The organism is Magnetospira thiophila, assembly GCF_054657015.1.
Window position 1 is genome coordinate 1,119,601 of the sequence record NZ_BAAHXF010000002.1, and the last position, 24,594, is coordinate 1,144,194.

Here is a 24,594-nt window from a genome sequence, read left to right on the forward strand (position 1 = left end):
CCCCTCTCCCTTCGACAGGCTCAGGGTGAGGCGTTCCCCCACCCTCATGCTGAGGCGTTCCCCCACCCTCATGCTGAGCTTGTCGAAGCATGAGCTTGTCGAAGCATGAGGGCTAAGCGCCGCTTTTATAAACAGGCCGCCGCCGGTCCCGCCTCCGGCGGCGGTTTCGCCGTTTTGCTCGACGGTCGACCGATCAAGACTCCCGAAGGGGCGGCGCTGGTTGTGGCGCAACAAGGGCTGGCCGAGGCCATCGCCGCCGAATGGGCGGCCCAGGAGACGGAAATCCGTCCCCATCGGATGCCGCTGATGCGCCTGACCTGTACCGCCATTGACCGTATTTCAGTGGTGCGACAGGAGGTCATCGACCACCTGCTGGCCTATGCGGGAACCGACTTATTGTGTTACCGTGCGAAATTCCCGGCCGATCTGGTGGCCCGACAGGCCGCCGCCTGGGACCCCCTGCTCGACTGGCTGGCGGCGCGACATGGGGCGCGGCTGACCATCACCGACGGGGTGCTGGCCATTCCTCAACCGGATACCGCCCTGGCGTGTCTGCGCGCCGCATTGGAAACGCTGGATTCCTTTCACCTCTCGGCCCTCTCCGCCGCCGCCCGCTCCGCCGGGTCCCTGGCCATCGCCCTGGCCCTGGCCGAGGGGCACCTGGATGCCGGGCAGGCCTTTGATGTTTCGCAGATCGACGAGACCTATCAGATGGAAAAATGGGGCGAAGACGACGAGGCGCTGGCCCATCGGGCGGAATTGCGGGCGGATTTCGAGGCCGCCGCGCGGCTGTTCGCCCTGCTTTCTCCGTCCGAGGTTTGATCAAGAGCAATTCCAGGGCGGGCATTTTCGCGTAGGCTTGCCTCCGGAAAAGTATCCCGGACCGACTCGGACAGGAAAGGCAGCATGGAAAAAAAGCTTCTTCGATCCATCGCATTCATGGTGGTGGTCACGTTGGGCGGGCTGCTGGCCCTGCTGCCCTATCGGCTGTACGAGCACGACACGGCGGTCGCCCGCGAACATGCGCGGATGGTTTCGGACGAACTCTCCAACATGATCAAGTTGACCATGTTGACCACCAAGGAGGCGATGATCCAGGACTCGAAAGTGGGCCTGGAGGGGGTCCCTGCCAAGATTGAAGAACTCTATGCCCGATTTAGCGCCGGTCAAACCTATCGCTTTCGCGTCATTCGCTCGCCGCTGATCGAAGCGCAGTTTTCCGCCGTCGAGGGCCGACAGGCCGACCGACCTCAAATCACCCAGGTCCTGGAGAGCGGCAAACCGGCCTCTTTGGTAGATGGCGTTCTGCTGACCTATTGGTCGCCCATCCGGGCCGACAAGGAGTGCGGCTATTGTCACAAGGATGCAAACCGGGTGCACATCCGCGAGGGTGAGACCTTGGGGGTGGTGGAAACGGTTTTTGACCTGACGCGCCAAAAAGAACGCTCGATCCGTACCATCGTCGAAATAACCGGATTCCTGATGGTGATGGTTTTCGTCATGGCCTATCTGATCATGACCCTGATCCGCAAGGGCCTGATCCGTCCGATCCAGGCTCTGATCTCCGCCCTCCAACGGCGACAAACGGACCCCGACCACCCCCTGCCGGAATCCGCGAGCCCGGAAATGGCGCAATTGATCGCCGCCATCCGCGCCCAGGGGAAAAAGGGCGGCTGATCCACAGGCCGTTTTGCCCCTGCGAATTCTTTTCGCTGGTGCAGCATGGATTTGACGTGCTATTACATGATATTGCCGTTCGGTGCGCACAAATCCGAGGGGAGATCCATGCACGATATCATCCGCAAACTAGACGAAAAGCGTCAACTGGCGCGGCTTGGCGGCGGACAACGCCGGATTGACGCGCAACACAGCAAAGGCAAGCTGACGGCTCGCGAGCGCATTGATCTTTTTCTCGATCCCGGCTCCTTCGAGGAGTGGGACATGTTCGTCGAGCATCGCTGCACCGATTTCGGGATGGCCGACAACAAGACCCCCGGGGACGGGGTGGTGACCGGTTACGGTACGGTCAACGGGCGCCTGGTTTTCATCTTCAGCCAGGATTTCACGGTTTTCGGCGGCTCCCTTTCGGAGAGCCACGCCGCCAAGATCACCAAGATCATGGATCGGGCCATGGAGGTCGGCGCGCCGGTCATCGGGCTGAACGATTCCGGCGGGGCCCGCATCCAGGAAGGGGTCGACTCCCTGGCCGGTTACGCGGAGGTATTTGAGCGCAATGTGCTGGCCTCGGGCGTCATCCCACAGATCTCCGTCATCATGGGGCCCTGCGCCGGGGGAGCGGTCTATTCCCCGGCCATGACCGACTTCATCTTCATGGTTCAGGATACGTCCTACATGTTTGTCACCGGCCCCGAGGTGGTGAAAACGGTGACCCACGAAGAAGTCACCGCCGAGCAGTTGGGGGGGGCCTTGACCCATTCCTCCAAGTCCGGGGTGGCCGACGTGGCCTTCGAAAACGATGTGGAGGCGCTGTTGATGCTGCGCCGCTTTGTCGATTTTCTGCCCTCCAGCAACAAGGACAAGGCCCCCATCCGTCCGACGCCGGACCCGGCGGACCGGCACAATGTCTCTCTCGACACCATCGTGCCGGGCAATCCGAACAAGCCCTATGACATGAAGGAACTGATCACCAAGGTCGTTGACGAGAATGACTTTTTCGAGATTCAACCGGCTTTCGCGGCCAACATCATCATCGGATTCGGGCGCATGGAAGGCTCGACGGTGGGCATCGTGGCCAATCAGCCGATGGTGCTGGCCGGTTGCCTGGATATCGATTCCGCCCGCAAGGCCGCGCGGTTCGTGCGGTTTTGCGATGCCTTCAATATCCCCATCGTCACCTTCGTCGATGTGCCCGGCTTCATGCCCGGCACCGACCAGGAATACGGCGGCATCATCAAGCACGGGGCGAAGCTGCTCTATGCCTTCACCGAAGCCACGGTGCCCAAGGTCACGGTGATCACCCGCAAGGCCTATGGCGGGGCCTACGATGTGATGAGCTCCAAGCATCTGCGCGGCGACGTGAATTTCGCCTGGCCGACGGCGGAAATCGCCGTGATGGGACCGAAGGGCGCGGTGGAAATCATTTTCCGTCAGGACCTGGGCAACGCCGAGAAAATTGCCGCCCGCACGGAGGAATATCGGCAGAAGTTCGCCAATCCGTTCATTGCGGGACACCGGGGATTCATCGACGACGTGATCATGCCGCACGAAACCCGCAAGCGGGTCTGTCGGTCGCTGGCCATGTTGCGCAACAAGGAGGTCAAAAACCCCTGGCGCAAACACGGCAACATACCGCTTTGATCAGGGAGAAAGCATCATGTTCAAAAAAATCCTGATCGCCAATCGTGGGGAAATCGCCTGCCGGGTGATGAAGACGGCCAAGAAAATGGGCATCGCCACCGTCGCGGTCCATTCGGAGGCCGACAAGGATGCCCTGCATGCCGACATGGCCGATGAAAAGGTCTGTATCGGCCCTGCCCCGACCAATCAGTCGTATTTGGTGGCCGATAACATCATCAAGGCCTGCCGTGACACCGGTGCCGAGGCCATCCATCCGGGATATGGCTTCCTGTCGGAAAATGCCGCCTTCGCCCGCCGTCTCGAAGCAGAGGGGATCGTGCTGATCGGTCCCGGCCCCGACGCCATGGACGCCATGGGCGACAAGATCACCTCCAAAAAGCTGGCCAATGCTGCGGGGGTGAGTTGCGTCCCCGGCCATCCCGATGCCGTTTCAGATATTGACGATGCGGTCAAAATCGCCAACCAGATTGGCTACCCGGTGATGCTCAAGGCCTCCGCCGGTGGCGGCGGCAAGGGCATGCGCATTGCCTGGAACGACGAGGAATGTCGCGACGGCCTGCAACGCTCCCGTTCCGAGGCTGCATCGAGCTTTGGCGACGACCGGGTGTTCGTGGAGAAATTCATCGAAGAGCCGCGCCATATCGAAATCCAAATCCTGGCCGACAGCTTCGGCAACACGGTGTATCTAGGCGAGCGCGAATGCTCCATCCAGCGCCGCCACCAAAAGGTCATCGAGGAGGCCCCGTCGGCCTTCCTCACCCCTGCGGTGCGCAAGGCGATGGGGGCCGAGGCGGTGGCCCTGGCCAAGGCCGTGAACTACAAATCCGCCGGCACGGTGGAATTCATCGTCGACAAGGACCGCAATTTCTTCTTTCTGGAAATGAACACCCGTTTGCAGGTGGAGCATCCGGTCACCGAATTGATCACCGGCCTTGATCTGGTCGAATGGATGATCCGCATTGCCGCCGGGGAGAAATTGCCGTTCGACCAAAGCGGCGTGTCGATCCGCGGATGGGCCATCGAATCGCGGATTTATGCCGAGGACCCGTTCCGCAACTTTTTACCGTCCATTGGTCGCCTGACCAACTACGTGCCGCCGAAAGAAACCAAATACGTGCGCGTCGACACCGGCGTCGAAGAGGGCGGCGAGATTTCCATGTATTACGACCCGATGATCGCCAAGCTGGTGACCTACGGGGCCGACCGGGACCACGCCATTCAGCACATGCAGCGGTCGTTGGATGAATTCCATATTCGCGGAGTCTCGCACAATATCAGCTTCCTCGCCGCCTTGATGGCGCACCCCCGCTTTTTGTCGGGACGGATCAACACCAACCTCATCGCCGAGGAATATCCGGACGGCTTCCACCCGGCGGATGTGCCCCATGACGATCCCAAGCTGCTGGTTTCCGTGGCCACCTTCATTCATCAGGCTTTCCAGATCCGTGCCTCCCAGATTTCCGGGCAAATTCCCGGTCGCGAGCGCCAGGTGGGCTACGAATGGGTCGGCTATGTGGGAGAGCATCGCTACGAGATCGAGGTCAGCGTCATCGACGGCGGGTTCCATATCGTGATCGACAAGGAACCCTATCAGGTGCTCAGCCAATGGCAGTTTGGAGAAACGCTGTTCCGGGCCAAGATCAACACCCGCCCGGTCTATGTGCAGGTGGAGCGCCACAGCTTCGGCTATCGCATGTTCCATGCCGGATCGCAGGCCGATGCCCTGATCATGTCGCCTAAAACCGCCAGCCTGCAAGAACTGATGCCGCACAAAGAGCCGCCGGATATGTCCCGCTATCTGCTTTCGCCCATGCCGGGACTGTTGCTTTCGGTGGCGGTCGAAGAAGGCCGGGACGTCAAGGAAGGCGAGGAACTGGCGGTCATCGAAGCCATGAAGATGGAAAACGTCCTGCGCGCCGCACGCGATGGCGTGATCAAGAAAGCCCATGCGAAGCAAGGGGATAGCCTTTCCGTGGATCAGATTATCCTCGAATTTGAATGATTGAACAAAAATCAGTTCTGGTGCGCATCGAAGGCCGGGTGCAAGGGGTCTGGTTTCGCGGCTGGACGACCGCCGAGGCGCAACGCCGGGGCCTGAACGGATGGGTCCGCAATCGGCGGGATGGGTCGGTGGAAGCCCTGTTCAGCGGCCCGGTGGATCGGGTCAACGACATGCTGGCGGCCTGTGCGACCGGCCCCACCGCGGCCCGGGTCAGCGGCGTCTACCCCAAACCCGCCGACCCGCCGCAACATCCCGGATTCGTGGGATTGCCGACTCTGTAGCCGCCCCTTCGACACGCCTCCATTGGCTGCGGCGCGGGGTGAGGACCCTGTTGATGGCAAACGATACCCTCATACTGAGCCGCGATCCGCGCCGCCAGCCCATCTCAGAGCACAGACATCCATCAATATATTGATTTAGATAATTGTCTCGATGGCTGGGGTGGAAGGAATCGAACCCTCAACCTCCTGAACCAGAATCAGGCGCTACTACCAATTGAGCTACACCCCATCGAGCGAAGGCGCCTTTACTAGCAAAAAGCCCATGCTCCCACAAGCCCCAATGTCGGGTCGTGCAGCGGGATGCGTGGTTCTCCTTGGGTTCGGCGGATTCTTGGCGTATGGTCATAAAAAGAACATCGACCAATGACAGCTTAGGCCCCTGACGTTCATGGAGACACCCACGGCGGTTCCCCTCACCCCTCCGACCCGAGGGGACAGCGTTCAACCCCCTGCCTCGGAGCAGGGGCTCTATGCGGCCATCGACCTGGGCACCAACAACTGCCGCCTGCTGATCGCCAAACCCTGCCCGCGCGGCATTCGGGTGGTCGATTCCTTTTCGCGCATCGTGCGGTTGGGCGAGGGACTGTCGCACAGCGGCCGTTTGTCCGAGCAGGCCATGGACCGGGCGCTGGAAGCGCTCAAGATCTGTGCCGAGCGGATCGAGCGCCGAGACAATATCCGACAAGTCCGCAGCGTCGCCACCGAGGCCTGCCGCCGCGCCGTCAACGGGCCGGAATTCGTCGCCCGGGTCAGCCACGAGACCGGCCTGCGCATGGAAGCCATCACGCCGCTGGAAGAAGCCAATCTGGCCCTGCGCGGTTGTGCGCCGCTGCTTGATCGGCACCACCGCAAGGCGCTGGTGTTCGATATTGGCGGCGGCTCTACCGAACTGCTGTGGGCGGAGATCCCCCGGCGCGGCCTGCCCAAGGTTCTCGGGGCTATTTCCCTGCCGCACGGCGTCGTCACCCTGACCGAGAACTTCGACTGCGACCCGGTGCCGCAAAAGGTCTATCGCGCCATGATGTCGAAGGTCGAAGGGGATCTGATGCGCTTCGACCGCGACCACTGCATTTCCGAAGAAGTGGCCCGCAAGCGGGTGCAGATGGTGGGCACCTCGGGCACGGTAACCACCCTCGGCGCGGTGCATTTGAAGCTGCACCAGTATTGCCGCTCGCGGGTCGATGGCATGAGCATGAAATTTTCCGACCTGGAAGTGGCGCGGGAGAAGCTCTGTTCCATGTCCTGTGACCAACGGGCTGAAATTCCGGCCATCGGGCGCGGTCGGGCCGATCTGGTGGTCGCCGGTTGCGCCATTCTCGAAGCCCTGTGTCGCCGTTGGCCGGTGGGTCGGCTGCGCATCGCCGACCGGGGCATCCGCGAGGGCCTGCTGCTCGACATGATGACCGCCGATGGCTACGTTTTCGGCCCCCTCCGCCTGCCTGTCGTCGCCGGTAGCACGGGCCAGCCATGACGTCGGGGCCTTCGAAGAAACGGAGCGGCAAGGGGCCGGGCGGTCTGGCCGGTCGCAGCAAGACGGTGCGCGTCCGCACCGCCAAGGGACGCAAGATCTCGTCCACCCGTTGGCTCCAGCGGCAACTCAACGACCCTTACGTGCTGGAAGCCCGCAAGCGCGGCTATCGCTCCCGGGCCGCCTTCAAGCTGCTGGAACTGGATCAGAAATATCACCTGATCAAGCCGGGAATGCGGGTCGTCGATCTCGGCGCGGCCCCCGGCGGCTGGACCCAGGTGCTGCTCGCCGCCGTGGGCAAACAGGGTCAGGTGGTGGCCCTGGATATCGCCGAAATGGACGAACTCCCCGGGGCCACGGTGCTGCATCTGGATTTCATGGACCCCAGCGCGCCTGATCGCCTGAAGGCGGCGCTTGACGGCCCCTGCGACTGGGTGGTCAGCGACATGGCGGCCCCGGTCACCGGCCATGCCCCGACCGATCACCTGCGAATCATGGGGCTGGTCGATGCCGCGCTGGAATTTGCCGCCGAGGTCCTGGCCCCGGGCGGGGGATTCGTGGCCAAGGTCTTTCAGGGCGGCACAGAAACCCAATTGCTGGCCCGAATGAAACAGATGTTCCGCACCGTGCGCCATGCCAAGCCGCCGTCGAGCCGCGCCGATTCGTCGGAGATTTACGTCATCGCCACCGGATTTCGGGCAGAAAATCCAACGGACTGAGGCCCTAACAAAGCCTGCTTGGCATCCGGGCGGGCTGGTGTATTCTGTGCGGCCAAACGCGCATGGAGGCATTATGAACATTCCCGAGGCTTTGGCGTTCGATGACGTCTTGCTGGTCCCGGCGGCATCGTCCGTTCTACCGGCGGAAGCGGATACCACGACCCAGTTGACCCGCAGCATCCGTCTCGGGATTCCGATGATCTCCGCCGCCATGGACACGGTGACCGAACGCAACATGGCCATCGCCATGGCCCAGGGCGGCGGCATCGGCGTCATCCACAAAAATCTCGACCCTGCCGAGCAGGCCAATGAAGTCCGGGCGGTCAAGAAGTTCGAGTCCGGCATGGTCGTCGATCCCATGACCATCACCCCCGACGCCTGCCTGTCCGATGCGCTGGACCTCATGACGGCGCACCATTTTTCCGGTATTCCGGTGGTCGAGAAGGGCGGCGTGCTGCGCGGCATTCTGACCAACCGCGATGTACGTTTCGCCATCAATCCCGCGCAACAGGTGCAAGAACTGATGACCCGCCATACGGACCAATGTCCGCTGGTCACCGTGCGCGAGGGCGTCGACATGGAGGAGGCCAAACGGCTGCTCCATCAGCACCGCATCGAGAAGCTGCTGGTGGTGGATGACGATTTCCGCTGCATTGGCCTGATCACCGTCAAGGACATTGAAAAAGCCAAGACCTTCCCCAATGCCTGCAAGGATGAACAGGGCCGCCTGCGGGTGGCGGCGGCCACCGGGGTCGGCGCCAACGGCTTTGCCCGCGCCGAAGCCTTGATCGACGCCTCGGTGGATGTGTTGGTGGTCGACACCGCCCACGGCCACTCCAAAGGCGTTCTCGAAGCCGTTGCCTATATCAAGAAGATTTCCAACCGGGTGCAGGTCATTGCCGGCAACATCGCCACCGCCGATGCCGCCAAGGCGCTGATCGACGCCGGAGCCGATGCGGTCAAGATCGGCATCGGGCCGGGCTCCATCTGCACCACCCGCATGGTGGCCGGGGTCGGCGTGCCGCAATTGACCGCCGTCATGGAAACGGCGGTCGCCTGCCGGGCGGCGGGGGTACCCTGCATCGCCGATGGCGGTATCAAGTATTCCGGGGACGTGGCCAAGGCCATCGCCGCCGGGGCCGACAGCGTGATGATCGGCTCACTGCTCGCCGGGACCGACGAAAGCCCGGGCGAGGTCTTCCTCTATCAGGGCCGTTCCTATAAGTCCTATCGCGGCATGGGCTCCCTGGGGGCCATGGCCAAGGGCTCCGCCGACCGCTATTTCCAGCAGGACGTGTCGGACAATCTGAAGCTGGTGCCGGAAGGCATCGAAGGCCGCGTCCCCTACAAGGGTCCGGCCGGACAGGTGGTGCATCAGTTGATGGGGGGGCTGCGCGCTGCCATGGGCTACACCGGCAATGCCACCATCCCCGAAATGCAGAGCAACTGTCAGTTCCGCCGCATTACCAATGCCGGTCTGCGGGAAAGCCATGTTCATGACGTGACCATCACCCGCGAGGCTCCCAACTACCGCATCGGCACCTGACCTCGTGACGCCCGGCGCGCGCATCAAGTCAGCCATCGAGTTGCTCCAGGAGGCGGAACGGGGCCAGCAGCCGGTCGAGGCACTGATGGACGGTTTTTTCCGCAGTCGTCGCTTTGTCGGCTCCCGCGACCGCCGTGCCATCAGCGAGTTGGTCTATCAGCAAATCCGCCGTCGCAGCGGCCTCGACTGGTGGGTCGACCGGATCTGGTCCAGCTTCCCCACTTCCAAGCCGCTGGATGGCCCCACGCGGCTGCGCGCCCGGATGATCTCCGACCTGATCCTGAACAACGAACAGAACGCAGCCCAGATGTCGGAGCTGTTCAACGGCAACCGCCACTGTCCCGACCTGTTGACCGCCCATGAGCGGGCTTTGGCCGAACAGCTCGAAGGCCAAACCTTTCGCCACGCCGACATGCCCGTTTGGGTGGCCCATGAATTTCCCCAATGGATGGAAGTTTCGCTTCAGGAGCGTTGGGGGGACGATCTGGAACGGCAGATGCAAGCGCTTAATCAACCGGCGGCGCTGGACCTGCGGGTCAATACCCTTAAAAGCACCCGCGACGAGGCCCGCGAGGCCCTGACCGCCGAAGGCCTTTTCGCCGAGAGGACTCCCTTTTCGCCTATCGGATTGCGCCTCACCGGGCGGGTCCGGTTGGGCGGCCTCGACCTCTTTCGCGAGGGCCGCGTCGAGGTCCAGGACGAGGGCTCGCAGATTCTCTCCTTGCTGGTGGATGCGCGCTACGGCATGACGGTGGTGGATTTCTGCGCCGGAGCCGGGGGCAAGACCCTCGCACTGGCCGCCACCATGGGCACCACGCCGGGGCGGCCCGACAATGTGCATGGCCGGATTTTCGCCTGCGACACCTCCGCCAAACGACTGCATCGCATGGACAATCGGCTGGTCCGGGCCGGCATCCGCACCGGCGTCATCCGCCGCACCCTGTCCTCGGAACAGGATCGCTGGGTAGAACGCAACCGGGATCTGGCCCAGCGGGTGCTGATCGACGCGCCGTGCAGCGGCAGCGGCACCTGGCGGCGCAAACCGGAGCAGAAAAATCATCTGAGCGCCGACGACCTGAAAGCCCTGATCCGTCGCCAACAGTCCATTCTAAGCCATGCCGCCCGCATGGTGCAGACCGGCGGTCGGCTGATTTACGCCACCTGCTCCCTGCTCGGCGAGGAAAACGAACAGCAGGTCAGCCGCTTTCTCGACGACCATTCGGGCTTTCACCCGATCCCGGTGGCCGAGGTCTGGCGGGATGTGCTGGACGGCCCCTGCCCGACCGAGAGCCCCTATCTGCAATTGACCCCCGCCGACCACGGCACCGACGGTTTTTTCTGTGCCATTCTGGAGCGGACGGGGTAGAACATCTGACCGTTTATTCTCCGCCAATGACCCAGCGCGAGGTTCCAGCTTGTCCATGTCCGACCGTATCCTGATTATTGATTTTGGCTCCCAGGTCACCCAGTTGATTGCCCGACGGGTGCGGGAAAGCGGGGTCTATTCGGAGATCCATCCGTTCAACAAGGTGACCGCCGAAAGCATCCGCGCCTATGACCCGCGCGGCGTCATCCTGTCCGGTGGCCCGGCCTCGGTGACTCTCACCGACACCCCACGGGCGCCGCAGGAATTGTTTGACATGGGCCTGCCGCTGCTCGGCATCTGTTACGGCGAACAGACCATCTGCGCCCAGTTGGGCGGCAGGGTGGAAGAATCCAACCATCGGGAATTCGGCCGCGCTTATGTGGACGTGGTGGAAGACTGCGCGCTGTTCCATGGGGTCTGGGAGGTGGGCTCGAAGGAACAGGTCTGGATGAGCCACGGCGACCGCATTGACGCCATCCCGCCTGGCTTCCGCGCCGTGGCCACTTCCCAGGGCTCGCCCTATGCCGCCATCGCCAACGACGAAAAGCACTTCTATGGCCTGCAATTCCATCCCGAGGTGGTGCATACGCCGCACGGGGCCAAGCTGTTGGAAAATTTCACCCATCGGGTTTGCGGCTGTGGCGGCGACTGGACCATGGCCCACTTCAAGTCCCAGGCTATCGCCAAAGTCCGCGAGCAGGTGGGGTCGGGCCGGGTCATTTGCGGCCTGTCCGGCGGCGTTGATTCCTCGGTGGTGGCGGTGCTGCTGCACGAGGCCATCGGCGATCAGTTGACCTGCGTGTTCGTCGATCACGGATTCATGCGCCAGGACGAACCGGAGGAAGTGGTCAGTCTGTTCCGCGACCACTACAATATTCCGCTGGTGCACCGCGACGCCTCCGACATGTTCCTCAAAGCCATTGAGGGGCAGACCGACCCGGAGAAAAAGCGCAAGGCCATCGGCAGCCTGTTCATTGATGTTTTTGAACAAGAGGCCAAGAACATTGGCGGGGCTGATTTCCTGGCCCAGGGGACCCTTTATCCGGATGTCATCGAATCCGTGTCGTTCATCGGCGGCCCCTCGGTGACCATCAAGTCGCACCATAACGTGGGGGGCCTGCCCGACCGCATGAACATGAAACTGGTCGAGCCGCTGCGCGAACTGTTCAAGGACGAGGTGCGTGCCCTGGGCCGGGAACTAGGATTGCCGGAGGCCTTTGTCGGCCGCCATCCGTTCCCCGGCCCTGGTCTGGCCATCCGCATTCCCGGTCAGCCGATCACCCGCGAGAAGCTCGACGTGTTGCGACGGGCCGACGCCATCTACCGCGAAGAGATTCTCAACGCCGGGCTCTATGATGCCATCTGGCAGGCCTTCGCCGTGCTGCTGCCGGTACAGACCGTTGGCGTGATGGGTGACGCCCGCACCTACGACTACGCCTGCGCCCTGCGCGCCGTCACCTCGACCGATGGCATGACGGCGGACTTCTACCACTTCGACATGGCCTTCCTGGCCCGGGTGAGCAATCGCATCATCAACGAGGTGAAGGGCATCAACCGGGTGACGTATGACATCACCTCGAAGCCGCCGGGGACCATTGAGTGGGAATGATTCAGGTCCATCCGTGCGCATCCAAAATCACGCCTCACTACAATATAATTAACTGAAAAATAATAACTTTTTTCAGATTCTGTCGATAGCTTTTGGGTGGGCATGGGACGCCATCTCGTTCAGGCTGGGCTACCGCCTGAAAAAGCATAACCCCATCCTTCGAGACAGCGGCCAGCCTCTTCGGTGCATTTTCCATTGACAGGCCCCTCCCCCGTCCCCTTATTTTAGAAACGTCGATTTTCGCAACGCACAGGAAACGGACTCCAACGATGACCGCCGTCCCTTTCACGGTCATGATTCCGACTGCTGAGGATGCTGCTGCATCCCGCCTGTTGCCGCGCGCCCTGCTTCTGGACGGGCTCCTTCGACTTACGCGCCCCTGAGCCGCAACACTCCGTCGTTTGCCGACAGCCGCTCAGGGGATCGCCATCCCATCCCGTGATATTTTCGATTGAAGGACCTGAACCATGAACGCCATCACTGAATCCAATCGTGTGATTGTTTTCGATACCACCTTGCGCGACGGCGAGCAGTCGCCCGGTTGCTCCATGAATCTGGACGAGAAATTGCGCATCGCCAAAGCCCTGGAAGACCTGGGCGTCGATGTGATTGAGGCCGGATTCCCCATCGCTTCTGACGGCGACTTCGAGGCGGTGCGCGAAGTCGCCCGCACAGTCAAGAATTCCGTCGTCTGTGGCCTGGCCCGGGCGACTCGCGGCGACATCGACCGCTGCGCCGAAGCGGTCGCCCCGGCCCCCCGCAAGCGCATCCATACCTTCATCTCCACCAGCCCGCTGCACATGAAGTACAAATTGCTGATGGCCCCAGAGAAAGTGTTGGAAATGGTGACCTCCAGCGTCACCCATGCCCGCAATCTGGTCGACGACGTGGAATGGTCGGCCGAGGACGGTTCGCGCACCGAGCATGATTTCCTGTGCCGCTGCGTCGAGGCCGCCATCGCCGCCGGGGCCGGGACCATCAACATCCCCGACACCGTCGGCTATGCCATTCCCGACGAATTTTCGTCCCTGATCCGCATGTTGTATGACCGGGTGCCAAACATCGACAAGGCCATTATCTCGGTGCATTGCCATAATGACTTGGGACTGGCGGTGGCCAATTCCCTGGCCGCCGTGGGGGCCGGGGCGCGGCAGGTGGAATGCACCATCAACGGCATCGGCGAGCGGGCCGGCAACGCGGCCATGGAGGAAGTGGTCATGGCCCTGCGCACCCGCCACGACCACATGCCCTTCGTCACCGGCATCGACACCACGCAGATCACCCGCGCCTCGCGGCTGTTGTCGAGCATTACCGGCTTCAACGTGCAACCCAACAAGGCCATTGTCGGGGCCAACGCTTTCGCCCATGAGTCCGGGATTCATCAGGACGGCATGCTGAAAAATGCCGAAACCTATGAAATCATGACCCCGGAATCCGTCGGCCTGAGCAAGTCCACCCTGGTGCTGGGCAAACATTCCGGCCGCGCCGCCTTCAAGGACAAGCTGCGCGAATTGGGCTACGAGTTGGGCGACAACGCGATCAACGACGCCTTCGTTCGCTTCAAGCACCTGGCCGACCGCAAAAAGGACGTGTTCGACGAGGATTTGATGGCCATCGTCGATGACGAGGTGGTGCGCACCAATGACCGGGTGAAACTGATCGCCATGGAGATCAAGTGCGGCACCAAGCACAATCCTCCGGTGGCGGCCATGGAGCTGGAAATTGACGGCAAGATGTTCTCCACCGTCGGCAGCGGGGACGGTCCGGTGGACGCCGCCTTCAAATGCATCAAGGAACTGGTGCCCAATCAGGCGCGCCTGCAATTGTACCAGGTCCATGCCATCACCGGCGGCACCGATGCGCAGGCGGAAGTTACCGTGCGGCTGGAAGAAGACGGCCGCTCCGTCAACGGCCAGGGGGCCGATACGGACACTCTGGTCGCCTCGGCCAAGGCTTATGTGAACGCCCTGAACAAGCTGTTCGTCAAACGGGAAAGAGGAAAGCCGCAGGCGGTGACGGTCTGAGCACCGTCCCACCAGAATACGCCACGTCGGCCCCTACGTCGGTCGGCGTGGCGCGACGGGCGGGTATCGCCCCAGTCGTCCGTTCGACGAGGCGTTCGGCATGTTTTTCCAGCCTGTGGGTCGCCAGGCAAAGCCGACGCGCCGAAGGTCGGGTTGCATTATCTGAAGCACATCCACGACCTGTCCGACGAAGAGACGGTGGCCCTATTTTCAGGGGCTGGGCATTAAATAGAACACCTCATTTCACTTTCACCCCCCAACCCGTACCAACGCATACGAAAACCGTTGGCTGCCGCCTTTCGGGGTGTGGTGCACTTCTTCCAGGCCCTCGACCAGGTAGAAGCCATCGCCGAGGCGGGCGGTCAGGGTTTCGGCGCTATAGCGTTGCACCGGCAGGCCGCTGCATTTTTACGGGCCGGAAGGACTGGAACCACGAAACCCCGTGGCTGGCTTTCTTGCCATAGACCGCGTCCCAGTGCGCGCCCGACCCGAGCAAGCTCAGAAATCGCCATATTGGATATAGTCGGCCCAGGTGCGTTCCAGGCGGCGCAGGGTCTTGAAGGCCGCCTTGATCTCCTCGCCATCCAGCCCTTCCTCGGCCAGAGCGGCGGCGTTGCGTTCTTCCATGTCGCGGATGTGGGCCACCAGATCCTTGGATTTCTGGGTCAGGCTGACCCGCACCGAGCGCCGGTCGTGTTCGACCCGCTCCTGCTCCAGATAGCCGAAATCGACCAGCTTCTTGATGTTGTAGGAAACGTTGGAGCCCTGGTAGTAGCCGCGCTCGACCAGATCCCGGATGACAATGTCCTCGTCGCCGATATTGGCCAACAGCAGTGCCTGCACACCATTGATTTCCTTGATTCCCAGGCGATTCAACTCGGCGCGCAGCACGTCCAGAAAACGCCGGTGCAGGCGTTCAATCAGCTTGGTCAGATCCAGGTATTGCTCTTTCAAGCTTGCCTCCACGAAGTGGACCCGGGAACAAAGCCCCCCTGTCCCATAAGGTGTTTTCATGTATAAGGGGATTGTTTCGGAATCACAAGTATTCCCCACATTGAGGTCCTATTTCCATGGCGTACCGCGTATTGTTGACAATCCTGCCGCTGTTGTTGCTGACGGCGGGCTGCGCCGGTCCGGTGCCGACGGCGGAGGAACGCGCCCGCGACAACCACGCGGCCGATTTGGCCCAGGTGATGCGGGTCGCCGACATCACCCGGCGCGGCGGCGATCTGGTCAGTGCCGGACGCATGTACGAGCGCGCCCACCGCATGGAACCTGACAATCTGGCCCCGCTGCTGGAACTGGGAGCGACGGCGGAGGCGCTGGGCGATCACCCCCAGGCCGCCGCCGCCTTCACCCGGGCCGTCGCCCTCGCCCCCGACAACCCGACCGCCCGGCTCGGCCTGGGCAAGGCGCTGATCGGGACTGGCAATCCCGGCGACGCCCTGCCCCAATTCCAGGCTGCGGCGCAGCTGCTGCCCGATGACCCCCGAGTCTACAGCGGTCTCGGCGTATCCCTCGATCTGCTGGCCCGCCACGATGAGGCTCAAACGGCCTATGTGGACGGCTTGGAAAAAGCCCCCGGCAACAGTTCCCTGACCAACAATCTGGCCTTGTCCATGGCCTTGGACGGGGAATTCGACGAGGCCCTGCGCACCCTCACGCCGGTCGCAACGGCCCCCGAGGCCACGCCCCGGGTGGTGCTCAATCTGGCGCTGATCCACGGATTGGCCGGACAGATGGATCAGGCAGCGGAAATCTGCGGGCGGGTTCTTTCGCCCCCAAAAGTTATGCAAAACATTGAATTCTATCAAAAATTGCAATCCCTGCCCGCCGCCGACCGGGCCGCCGCGGTCCTCGGAATCGCCCCCTCGGAGACACCGCCCGATTCCGCCAAGTAAATAAGAACATTCAAAAAAACTGTTATTCACATTATCTAATATGTAATTTAATTATTGACACTTTTAGGCCAAAGTTATACATTCAAATCACACAGACACGGGGGTTGCTCCTCCGAATTCCCCTAATTCCCGTGTCAGGATCAAGTCATGATGAGTGACTTTTTCCTCGTGCTCTTGGAACACACCCCTTTGACCGCGCGACGATTTCCCCCTGTCGCGCGGTCTTTTTTTGATTTACTTGAACTTTACTTGTGGTCCGCGCCGACGGCATCCATGACGCTGCCGAACCCATCGGCGGTCAGCAACGCACTCAGCTCGCCCTTGATTCGCGCCACCAATCCCGGCCCCGCGTAGACCATGGCCGAATAGATCTGGACCAGGGAGGCTCCGGCCCGGATGCGGGCATAGGCTTGCTGCCCATTGGCAATGCCACCCACCCCGATCAACGGCAGACGGCCCCCGGTCAATCGGTACATGTCCGCCAGCACCCGGGCCGACAAATCGGTGAGCGGTTGACCGCTGAGGCCGCCACTCTCCCCCCGATGGGGCGACGTCAGATTGTCCGGGCGGGTGATTGTGGTATTGGTGGCAATCAGCCCGTCGATGCCCAGATCCAGGACCACGGCGGCGATATCCGCCTTGTCCTCTCCGGTCAGATCGGGGGCGATTTTGAGCAACAGGGGCGGACGCTCATCCAGGCTGTCGCGGGCCGCCTTGACCGCCGTCAGCAGGGCCGCCAACTCTGCCCGCCCCTGCAAGGCGCGCAGGCCCGGCGTATTGGGCGATGAGACGTTGACCACCAGATAGTCCGCATAGGGGCCGAGGGTTTCCACGCCCCGCACATAATCGGCGGCGGCGTCGGGGCTGGTCTTGTTCTTGCCCAGATTCACCCCGACGATGCCGCGGCGAGGCCGCCCCGCCAGATTTTTCCGCGCCACTTCCAGCCCCTGGCTGTTGAAGCCCATGCGGTTGATCACCCCGCGCTCCTCGATCAGTCGGAACAGCCGGGGCGGCGGGTTGCCCGGCTGCGGCTCGGGTGTGATGCTGCCGATTTCGGTGAAGCCAAACCCCAATTCCAGCACCGCGTCGGGGACCTCGCCGTCCTTGTCGAATCCGGCGGCCAAGCCCACCGGATTGGGAAAATCCAGGCCCCACAGGCGACACCTGAGATTGGGTGCCTCGACGGACGGCGGACGCGGCGTCAGCCCCCGGCGCAAGCTCCACAAGGCCAGCCCATGGGCCGTCTCGGGATTCAGTTGCCGCAACAGGGGCCAGGCCAGGCTATACCAATCGCCCATCACGCCTGCTCCGCGAACAGATCAGCCGGAAAGACATGTCGGCCTTCGCCATCCAGCGGCAATGGATCGACCCGTTGCACTTGTGCCACCGAAAGGCGGCCATAAAGATGCGGAAACAGCGCCCCGCCACGGGATTTCTCCCAGCGCAAATCTGCCCCCAAATCCTCGGCTAGCACCGTCAACAGGAGCAATCCGGTCTCCCCGGCCCGATGTCGGGCGGCGCTTTCACGAATCTGCGCCCCGGTCGAGAAATGCAGAAAGCCATCGGCCCGATCCGCCGCCAAGCCGTCATAGAATCCGATATCCTGGGCCTGTCGCCAGGATTCAGCGTGGGCCAGATGATGAATCACTGTCATGTTTCGTTCCTGACTTGCGCCAATACCCTCAGCAAAAAAAGTGTTTTTTCACCCCACAACAGCATATTAGAATAATTCTCATATGAGTGAGATGCTCATTGCTTTTCGTTTCGAATCGGTCTCCCCGATTCCCCATTCTCCCCCTGGGCCCTTTATGGGTCCGCTCCCTCGGTCCCATGATCCGACACCTGGCCGGGGGATTTTTTTATCCAGAATTCCGTCTCAGCGAAAGGGCGGGGCATACATCAGGCCACCCCGGGTCCATAAATCGTTCAACCCCCGTTGCAGGCCGACGCGGCTTTGCGGACCGATATTACGCTCGAAGATTTCGCCGTAGTTGCCCACCTGCTTGATAATCCGATAGGCCCAGGACGCATCCAGCCCCAGGGCCGCCCCCAACTCGGACGTCGTCCCGAGAAAGCGGCCCAGGGCGGCATCCCTGGTGATCAGGAAATCGTCGATGTTGGCCGAGGTGATCCCCCTTTCCTCGGCCTCGATGGTCGCGAACAGGGTCCATTTGACGATATCGAACCATTGATCATCGTCACTGCGCACCACCGGCCCCAGGGGTTCCTTGGAAATCGCCTCGGGCAGAATCAGATAGTCCTCGGGCACCGGTGCATTGTAGGCACGGATCGCCGCCAGACCGGAGATGTCTTCCGCGTAGGCATCGCACTTGCCCAGAAACAAGGCGTTTTTCAGCACATCCTGCGAGGCGAAGGACTTGATCTCGAAAGCCATATCGTGGCTGGCCGAATAGTCGGTGACGTTATTCAACCCGGTGGCATGATCCGCCGCGCAAACGATCCGGCCCTTGAGTTGCGCCAGATTGCGGATTCCCGAGGCGCGCGACACCATGAAGCCCTGCCCGTCATAGAAATTGACCCCGGCAAAATTGAGACCGGGCAGAGTATCCCGGGTCAGCGTCCAGGTGGTGGTGCGGTAAAGCACATCGACATCACCGTTCTGCACCATGGGCAGTCGAAGCTGATTGCTGACCGGCAACACCTGGACTTTCGCGGCATCCCCCAAAACGGCGGCGGCAATGACGCGGCAGAAATCCACGTCGAATCCTTCCCAGACCCCATCCTCGTTCCGAACCACGAATCCCAGATGGCCTTCCCCGGCACCGCATTTCACGTAGCCGCGCTCGCGCACCGCGTCGAGCACCGCGCCAGCCTGCGCGGGCGCGCTCCCGACCATTCCCACCATCAGGGCCAACCACAACCAACGCATCATCCATCCGATTCTATAATTCATCGCGCCGGGATGTTAACGTACGGCAGGACCAACATCCAATAAAAGGCACGTCCCCTGCATGCCCCCCTCCCGCCACAGAAGTGTCGAGTTCCAGGTCATCGGCGGCTATATGCTGGCCTTTGCCGCCGTGCTGGTGGCTGGTGCCCTGACATTCTCCACCTTTCGCTCGGTGCGGACCGATCTGCGCCAGATTACCGATGTGGGGTTGCCGATCATTTCGGAATCCCTGGAACTGGCCGAACAGGTGGGCTCTCTGGGGGCTCTGACGCCGTTGATGATCGAGGCCAGAGAGCCGGGGCGGCAGGACCTGATCTACCAGACCATCCGCGACCGCGCCAAAAACATCCGCGACTATATTGCGCATCTGGAAACCCTGGGGGCCGAGCGTCGGTATCTGCGGGTCCTGCGGGCCGATGCCGACGCCTACGAACAGCGAGCCCAGACGCTGCGCGATCTGGTGGCCGAGCGCAACGGGGTGGAAGCCGAGAAAGCCTCCCTGTCGCGGGATTTGTTCGACCTGCTGGCCCAATCGGTCAGCCGCGACCCTGCCGAACGCCCCGGTGTCCTGGCGCTGCAACGCAACCTCGGCAAGGTCATCGGCAAGGCCGTCGAAATCCAGCAGGCCCCCACTCCCTTCGACCATCAACGACTCGCCTCTCAGGTGAGTGGCTACATGGCCGGACTGCGGGTCGCCTTGCAAGAATACGGCGAGGACGCCGTTCTGTCCGATCTTAGAAACAGCGAACAGGAACTGCGCCGACTGGTCGCCGCTGGAGCGCTGGACGTCCGCCGACGGGAACTGGACATCAACGGCAAGATCGACGCCCAGATCATGGCCTTCAAGCAGGCGGGCGACAAACTCATTTACGGGGCCAACACCATCTATCGGTCAACCCGGGATCGGGTCCATGGAGTCGCCGCCACCACCCGCAGCAATATCCAGGAACAGGTACCGTTCCTCATCGCCACGCTGTTTCTGGTCCTGTTCGGGCTGCTCGCCTCCTTCTACCTCATCCGGGTCCGGGTGGTCCGGCGGATCTCCCGCCTGCATCAGGCGGTGCTCCGGCACACCCTGGGGGAACGGCAGGATTTCCAGGTGGATGGCGACGATGAAATCACCCGCGTCGGCACCGCCCTGCGGGAACTGGTCGAGGCCATCGACCAGCGGGAAGCGCAGAAGCAGCGGGCCCTGGAACAGGCCGAGGCGGCCAGCCACTCCAAAACCCGGTTTCTCGCCGCCGCCAGCCACGATCTCCGGCAACCGCTACAGGCGGCCACCTTGTTTCTCTCCACCCTGTCCAACCTGGATCTCAAACCCCAACATCAGGAAATCGTCGGCAAGACCGAAGACGCCATCGCCAGCCTGCGTTTTCTGCTTGATGGCATTCTCGACCTCTCGAAGCTAGATGCCGGCCTGGTGACGGTCAAAACGGAAGTCTTCCAGTCCGCCGTCCTATTCCAACGTCTGGCCAGTGAATTTTCGCAACTGGCCGCACACAAGGGACTTCGCTTTAAGGTCGTCGCCCCGTCCGTGCTGCTCAGGGGTGATCCGCGGCTGCTCGAAACGGTGCTCCGGAACATCCTCGACAACGCCATCAAATACACCGACCAGGGCGGCATTTTGTTCGGCGGCCACCGGCGCGGGGCCAATTTGCGCATCGACGTGCTGGACACCGGTCGCGGCATCGCCCCGGAAGTGCAGAGCCGGATTTTCGAGGAGTTCTATCAGGTCGGCAATCAGGAACGCGACCGCCGCAAGGGGCTGGGGCTGGGGCTGGCCATCGTGCGCAGAATGACCGATCTCCTGGGCAGTACTTTGGAAATCGACTCCCGACCGGGCCGCGGCTCGCGCTTTTCCATTGCCATGCCCCTGGTGGTCAACCGGCCACTGCCCCGACCGGTCTCCCTGTCGCCCCAGGCCTTCGGTCGACGCTCAAAGATTCTGCTGATCGAGGACGACGTGCAGGTGCGCGAGGCCACCGAGGCCCTGTTGCGCGCCTGGGGACATGCGGTGATCGCCGATTGTTGCGCCGATCCGAACAGCCCGGGTTTCGCCCCCCTGATCGACGCCCTTGATGGGCCTCCGGATTTGCTGATCATGGATTTCCGTCTGCCCGAGGAGCGCACCGGGGTGCAGGCCATCCAGGCGTTGCGTCAGGTCTTCAATAGGGCCATTCCGGCAATCATCGTCACCGGCGAGACCAGCCCCCAGCGGCTGACCGAAATCGACGGCACCGGCCTGCCGGTGCTCTACAAGCCCATCGACCCGCATCAATTGCGGCAAGCCATCCTCGAGGCGGAAAAATTTTCACAATGAAACCTCGGTCCGTGCGGCGGCCTGGCGTTTCTCCAGCGTCGTCACGTCGAAGTCGCCAATCAGTTCGTGAAACAACCGGTACCAATTGATTTCCGCCTTGAGATGCAAAAAAACGCTGCCCAGGCCAATGGCGGCGCGGTCCATGAGCACGAATTCGCGCGGCGGCCTGACCCCGCCGACCCGTCGCAGTTCCCGGTGCACGCGGGCCGCCACCTCGGCCCCATAGACCCCGGAATTGGTCTCCTGAATGCGCCGCGCGCGATCCTCCATCAACGGCGCGTAGACAAAGCCCGCCCACAGGTTCAACACGTCGATTACCTCCTGGCGCAGGTCGGTGAACCCCCAGGTTTCGTAGGCATGCACGGCACGCGCCGGATCGTCGTCGCGCAACGCCTTGTAAAGCTCGATCACCCCCGCCACGAAGGACGGCTCGAACACCCGGATACAGCCGAAATCCAGCAGGTTCACAGAACCGTCCGGGCGCACCGTGTAATTGCCCAGGTGCGGGTCGCCATGGATCACCCCGTAGTCGTAGAACGGCACGTACCAGGCGCGGAACATGTTATAGGCCAATTGGTTGCGCAGTTCCTGGTGGTGGTCGCAGAAGGACAGCAGCGGCTCCCCGTCGAGCCAGGTCATGCTCAACAGGCGGCGGCTGGTCAGCGCCTCCACCGGTTCCGGTATCCACACCCCCGGTTCTTCGGCCAGCATCCGGCCATAAAGCCGCATGTGGCGGGCTTCCCGCAGGTAGTCCAGCTCCTCGCGCAGACGCTCCGACAGTTCGGCGTGGATGTTGGTGGAATCCAGCGCCTTGTCGTAGCGATGATACAGGCCCAGCACCAGCTTGAGCTGCCTCAGGTCGGCTTCGACCACCGAGGCCATCTCCGGGTACTGAAGTTTGCAGGCCAGCTTCTGCCCATCGGGACCGATCGCCCGATGGACCTGCCCCAGGGAGGCGGCGGAGGCGGCTTCATGCTCGAAGCTCTGGAATCTGGCTTGCCAGTCCGGCCCCAGTTCCGCCGCCATGCGGCGCTTGACGAACGGCCAGCCCATGGCCGGGGCGTTGTTCTGTAACTGCGCCAATTGCAGGGTGTATTCTTCGGGCAGGGCATCGGGGATGGTGGTCAGGATCTGCGCCACCTTCATCAGTGGTCCCTTGAGTCCACCCAGCGCCGCCGTCAATTCCGCCGCATGCGCCCCCTGATCCACGGACAGGCCGAAGAATTTCTTACCGGCCATGCGCGCCGCCATGCCGCCCACTGCGCCGCCGACCCGGGCATAGCGCTGGACCCGTCGCCCCAGATTGTCGGACTCAGGGGGGCGGGCCATGGCTTCAGAGCTCCGCTTCCAACTCGTCAATAAATCCGCTGATCACGTCGAGCCCGCGCCGCCAGAAGGCCGGGTCCCCGGCATCCAGGCCGAACGGCGCCAACAGATCCTTGTGCCGCAGGGTGCCCCCGGCGCGCAGCATATCCAGGTATTTGGCCTGGAATCCGGGATGTCCGTCCTGGAACACCGCATAGAGCGAGTTCACCAGGCAATCGCCGAACGCATAGGCATAGACATAAAACGGCGTATGGACGAAATGCGGGATATAGGCCCAGAAGTGTTTGTATTCGTCATGGAACCGGAAGGCCGGGCCGAGGCTTTCCCGCTGCACATCCATCCAGATGCCGCCCAGTTGTTCCACCGACAGTTCGCCCAGTCGGCGTTCCGCGTGCACCCGCTCCTCGAACTGGTGAAAGGCCACCTGACGGACCACCGTGTTGAGCATGTCCTCGACCTTCGAAGCCAGCAGGATGCGCCGCCGGGCCGGATCGGTTTCCTTGTTGAGCAAGGCCCGGAACACCAGCATCTCGCCGAACACCGAGGCGGTCTCGGCCAGGGTCAGCGGCGTGTCGGCCATCAAGGTCCCCTGCCCGCCAGCCAGCACCTGATGCACCCCATGCCCCAGTTCATGGGCCAGGGTCATCACGTCGCGCGACCTGCCGTGGAAATTGAGCAGCAGGTAGGGATGGACCGAGGGCACCGTGGGATGGGCAAAGGCCCCCGGCGATTTGCCCGGACGCGGCGGCACGTCGATCCACCGATTCTTGAAAAACGGCTGCGCAATATCTGCCAACTCGGGGGAGAACGCCCCATAGGCCTGCATCACCGTGTCGCGGGCCTCGTCCCAGGAGAACAGCCGGTCGGCATCCTCGGGCAGGGGTGCGTTACGGTCCCAATAGTCCATCTTGTCGACGCCGAACCATTTGGCCTTCAAGGCGTAATAGCGATGCCCCAGGCTTTCGTAGGCCTGCTTCACAGAGGTCACCAGGGCCTCGACCACCTCATCCTCGACCAGATTGGCCAGATTGCGTTCCGCCGCCGGATGCGGATATTTGCGCCAACGGTCTTCTATTTCCTTGTCCTTGGCCAGGGTGTTGGTCACATGGGCAAACAGCCGGATGTGGTCACCCAGAACCTGACCCACCGCCTGTGCCGCTTCCTTGCGCTTGGTGCCTTCCTTGTCGCTGAGAAAATTCAGCGCATCGGACAGCGGCAAAGACTCTCCACCGATAGGGAAGCGCAACTGGGCCATGGTTTCCTCGAACAATCGGGTCCAGGCGCTGCGCCCGGCCACCGATTTCTGATGCAGGAATTCCTCCAACTCATCGGACAATTGGTGGGCCCGAAAGACGCGGATATCGCGAATCCAGGAAGCATAGTGCCCGGCGCGCGGGTCGGCCAACTGAGACTCCAGCACCGAGTCTTCAATGCGGTTCAATTCCAGGGTAAAAAACAGGCTCTTGGAAGAGATATCGGTCAGCTTTTCCTGCAAGGTCTGGCGGAAACGCCCGATTTCGGCGTCCGAAACATTGCCGGAAAACAGCAGATCCGCATAGCTGTACAGCCGGTGCATGATCTCGGTCATGCCCTCGTAGTCCTCGATCGCCGCGCCCAGTTGATCGCCGCTCAGTTCGGCCAGACGGCCTTTGTATTCGGCGGCGAAACGCCCGACGATCCGTTCGAGTTTCTTCAAATCCTGCTGGATTTCCGGCCCATCCATCGCCGGGTACAGATCCCCAAGATCCCATTCGGGCATGACTTCAACGGCTTCCAACGGCATGGCTTGCTCCTTGTGTTTGA

20 protein-coding genes and 1 tRNA gene are annotated in these 24,594 nt (G+C 62.2%); 13 read left to right on the forward strand and 8 right to left on the reverse strand.

Annotated features, from left to right (window positions below):
• The first annotated feature begins 105 nt into the window (after nt 1–105).
• The 5 genes from ACYQ1P_RS15080 (at nt 106) to ACYQ1P_RS15100 (ending at nt 5,601) form a co-directional block, all read left to right on the forward strand.
• Nucleotides 106–822, forward strand: a complete 717-nt coding sequence (locus ACYQ1P_RS15080) for an ATP12 family chaperone protein (protein ID WP_460021165.1) — start codon at nt 106–108, stop codon at nt 820–822.
• A gap of 84 nt (nt 823–906) precedes the next feature.
• Nucleotides 907–1,677, forward strand: coding sequence for a hypothetical protein (locus ACYQ1P_RS15085; RefSeq protein WP_460021166.1), 771 nt, complete (start codon nt 907–909; stop codon nt 1,675–1,677).
• A 108-nt stretch (nt 1,678–1,785) separates the two neighbouring features.
• Nucleotides 1,786–3,318, forward strand: coding sequence for an acyl-CoA carboxylase subunit beta (locus ACYQ1P_RS15090; protein WP_460021167.1), 1,533 nt, complete (start codon nt 1,786–1,788; stop codon nt 3,316–3,318).
• A gap of 16 nt (nt 3,319–3,334) precedes the next feature.
• The gene (locus ACYQ1P_RS15095) at nt 3,335–5,320 is read left to right on the forward strand and encodes an acetyl-CoA carboxylase biotin carboxylase subunit (protein WP_460021168.1); all 1,986 of its coding nucleotides are present in this window, start codon (nt 3,335–3,337) and stop codon (nt 5,318–5,320) included.
• Entirely contained in the window at nt 5,317–5,601 is a 285-nt protein-coding gene (locus tag ACYQ1P_RS15100) for an acylphosphatase (RefSeq protein ID WP_460021169.1), read from the forward strand. The genes ACYQ1P_RS15095 and ACYQ1P_RS15100 overlap by 4 nt, the downstream gene beginning before the upstream one ends.
• Nucleotides 5,602–5,753: 152 nt before the next feature.
• On the opposite strand, the gene ACYQ1P_RS15105 is transcribed toward ACYQ1P_RS15100, so the two are convergent.
• Nucleotides 5,754–5,830, reverse strand: a tRNA-Gln gene (locus ACYQ1P_RS15105).
• Nucleotides 5,831–5,989: 159 nt separating this feature from the next.
• Here ACYQ1P_RS15105 and ACYQ1P_RS15110 point away from each other — a divergent pair.
• The 6 genes from ACYQ1P_RS15110 to ACYQ1P_RS15135 all read left to right on the forward strand — a co-directional run bounded on the left by ACYQ1P_RS15110 (nt 5,990) and on the right by ACYQ1P_RS15135 (nt 14,333).
• Nucleotides 5,990–7,072: a Ppx/GppA phosphatase family protein gene (locus ACYQ1P_RS15110; protein ID WP_460021170.1), complete on the forward strand. Its 1,083-nt coding sequence runs from the start codon at nt 5,990–5,992 to the stop codon at nt 7,070–7,072.
• Nucleotides 7,069–7,788, forward strand: coding sequence for an RlmE family RNA methyltransferase (locus ACYQ1P_RS15115; RefSeq protein ID WP_460021171.1), 720 nt, complete (start codon nt 7,069–7,071; stop codon nt 7,786–7,788). Before ACYQ1P_RS15110 ends, ACYQ1P_RS15115 begins: the two co-directional genes overlap by 4 nt.
• A gap of 73 nt (nt 7,789–7,861) precedes the next feature.
• Complete coding sequence (gene guaB / locus ACYQ1P_RS15120) at nt 7,862–9,334, forward strand: IMP dehydrogenase (protein ID WP_460021172.1); 1,473 nt, start codon at nt 7,862–7,864, stop codon at nt 9,332–9,334.
• A 4-nt stretch (nt 9,335–9,338) separates the two neighbouring features.
• A complete protein-coding gene (locus ACYQ1P_RS15125; RefSeq protein WP_460021173.1) occupies nt 9,339–10,700 on the forward strand; it encodes an RsmB/NOP family class I SAM-dependent RNA methyltransferase in 1,362 nt (453 codons plus the stop codon).
• 55 nt (nt 10,701–10,755) lie between these two features.
• Nucleotides 10,756–12,309 carry a glutamine-hydrolyzing GMP synthase gene (gene guaA, locus ACYQ1P_RS15130; protein WP_460021174.1) on the forward strand — a complete coding sequence of 518 codons (1,554 nt, stop codon included), beginning with the start codon at nt 10,756–10,758 and terminating at the stop codon, nt 12,307–12,309.
• A 467-nt stretch (nt 12,310–12,776) separates the two neighbouring features.
• Nucleotides 12,777–14,333: a 2-isopropylmalate synthase gene (locus ACYQ1P_RS15135; protein WP_460021175.1), complete on the forward strand. Its 1,557-nt coding sequence runs from the start codon at nt 12,777–12,779 to the stop codon at nt 14,331–14,333.
• Between the two features lie 249 nt (nt 14,334–14,582).
• Here ACYQ1P_RS15135 and ACYQ1P_RS15140 read toward each other — a convergent pair whose 3' ends face one another.
• The gene (locus ACYQ1P_RS15140; protein ID WP_460021176.1) at nt 14,583–14,723 is read right to left on the reverse strand and encodes a hypothetical protein; all 141 of its coding nucleotides are present in this window, start codon (nt 14,721–14,723) and stop codon (nt 14,583–14,585) included.
• 108 nt (nt 14,724–14,831) lie between these two features.
• Nucleotides 14,832–15,287 carry a MarR family winged helix-turn-helix transcriptional regulator gene (locus ACYQ1P_RS15145; protein WP_460021177.1) on the reverse strand — a complete coding sequence of 152 codons (456 nt, stop codon included), beginning with the start codon at nt 15,285–15,287 and terminating at the stop codon, nt 14,832–14,834.
• A gap of 116 nt (nt 15,288–15,403) precedes the next feature.
• Between ACYQ1P_RS15145 and ACYQ1P_RS15150 the strand changes: the two genes are divergently transcribed.
• Nucleotides 15,404–16,234, forward strand: coding sequence for a tetratricopeptide repeat protein (locus ACYQ1P_RS15150; RefSeq protein ID WP_460021178.1), 831 nt, complete (start codon nt 15,404–15,406; stop codon nt 16,232–16,234).
• A 245-nt stretch (nt 16,235–16,479) separates the two neighbouring features.
• On the opposite strand, the gene ACYQ1P_RS15155 is transcribed toward ACYQ1P_RS15150, so the two are convergent.
• The 3 genes from ACYQ1P_RS15155 to ACYQ1P_RS15165 form a co-directional block, all read right to left on the reverse strand.
• Entirely contained in the window at nt 16,480–17,532 is a 1,053-nt protein-coding gene (locus tag ACYQ1P_RS15155; RefSeq protein ID WP_460021179.1) for a quinone-dependent dihydroorotate dehydrogenase, read from the reverse strand.
• The gene (locus tag ACYQ1P_RS15160) at nt 17,532–17,888 is read right to left on the reverse strand and encodes a DUF952 domain-containing protein (RefSeq protein ID WP_460021180.1); all 357 of its coding nucleotides are present in this window, start codon (nt 17,886–17,888) and stop codon (nt 17,532–17,534) included. Before ACYQ1P_RS15160 ends, ACYQ1P_RS15155 begins: the two co-directional genes overlap by 1 nt.
• Nucleotides 17,889–18,110: 222 nt before the next feature.
• Nucleotides 18,111–19,127 carry an amino acid ABC transporter substrate-binding protein gene (locus ACYQ1P_RS15165; protein ID WP_460021181.1) on the reverse strand — a complete coding sequence of 339 codons (1,017 nt, stop codon included), beginning with the start codon at nt 19,125–19,127 and terminating at the stop codon, nt 18,111–18,113.
• Nucleotides 19,128–19,206: 79 nt separating this feature from the next.
• On the opposite strand from ACYQ1P_RS15165, the gene ACYQ1P_RS15170 reads away from it, so the two are divergent.
• Complete coding sequence (locus ACYQ1P_RS15170; protein WP_460021182.1) at nt 19,207–21,465, forward strand: hybrid sensor histidine kinase/response regulator; 2,259 nt, start codon at nt 19,207–19,209, stop codon at nt 21,463–21,465.
• On the opposite strand, the gene ACYQ1P_RS15175 is transcribed toward ACYQ1P_RS15170, so the two are convergent.
• On the reverse strand, nt 21,457–22,794 hold the full coding sequence (locus tag ACYQ1P_RS15175; RefSeq protein ID WP_460021183.1) for an ABC1 kinase family protein: 1,338 nt from the start codon (nt 22,792–22,794) through the stop codon (nt 21,457–21,459). The genes ACYQ1P_RS15170 and ACYQ1P_RS15175 overlap by 9 nt on opposite strands.
• Before the next feature lie 4 nt (nt 22,795–22,798).
• Nucleotides 22,799–24,574, reverse strand: coding sequence for a M3 family oligoendopeptidase (locus tag ACYQ1P_RS15180; RefSeq protein ID WP_460021184.1), 1,776 nt, complete (start codon nt 24,572–24,574; stop codon nt 22,799–22,801).
• Between the last annotated feature and the right edge of the window lie 20 nt (nt 24,575–24,594).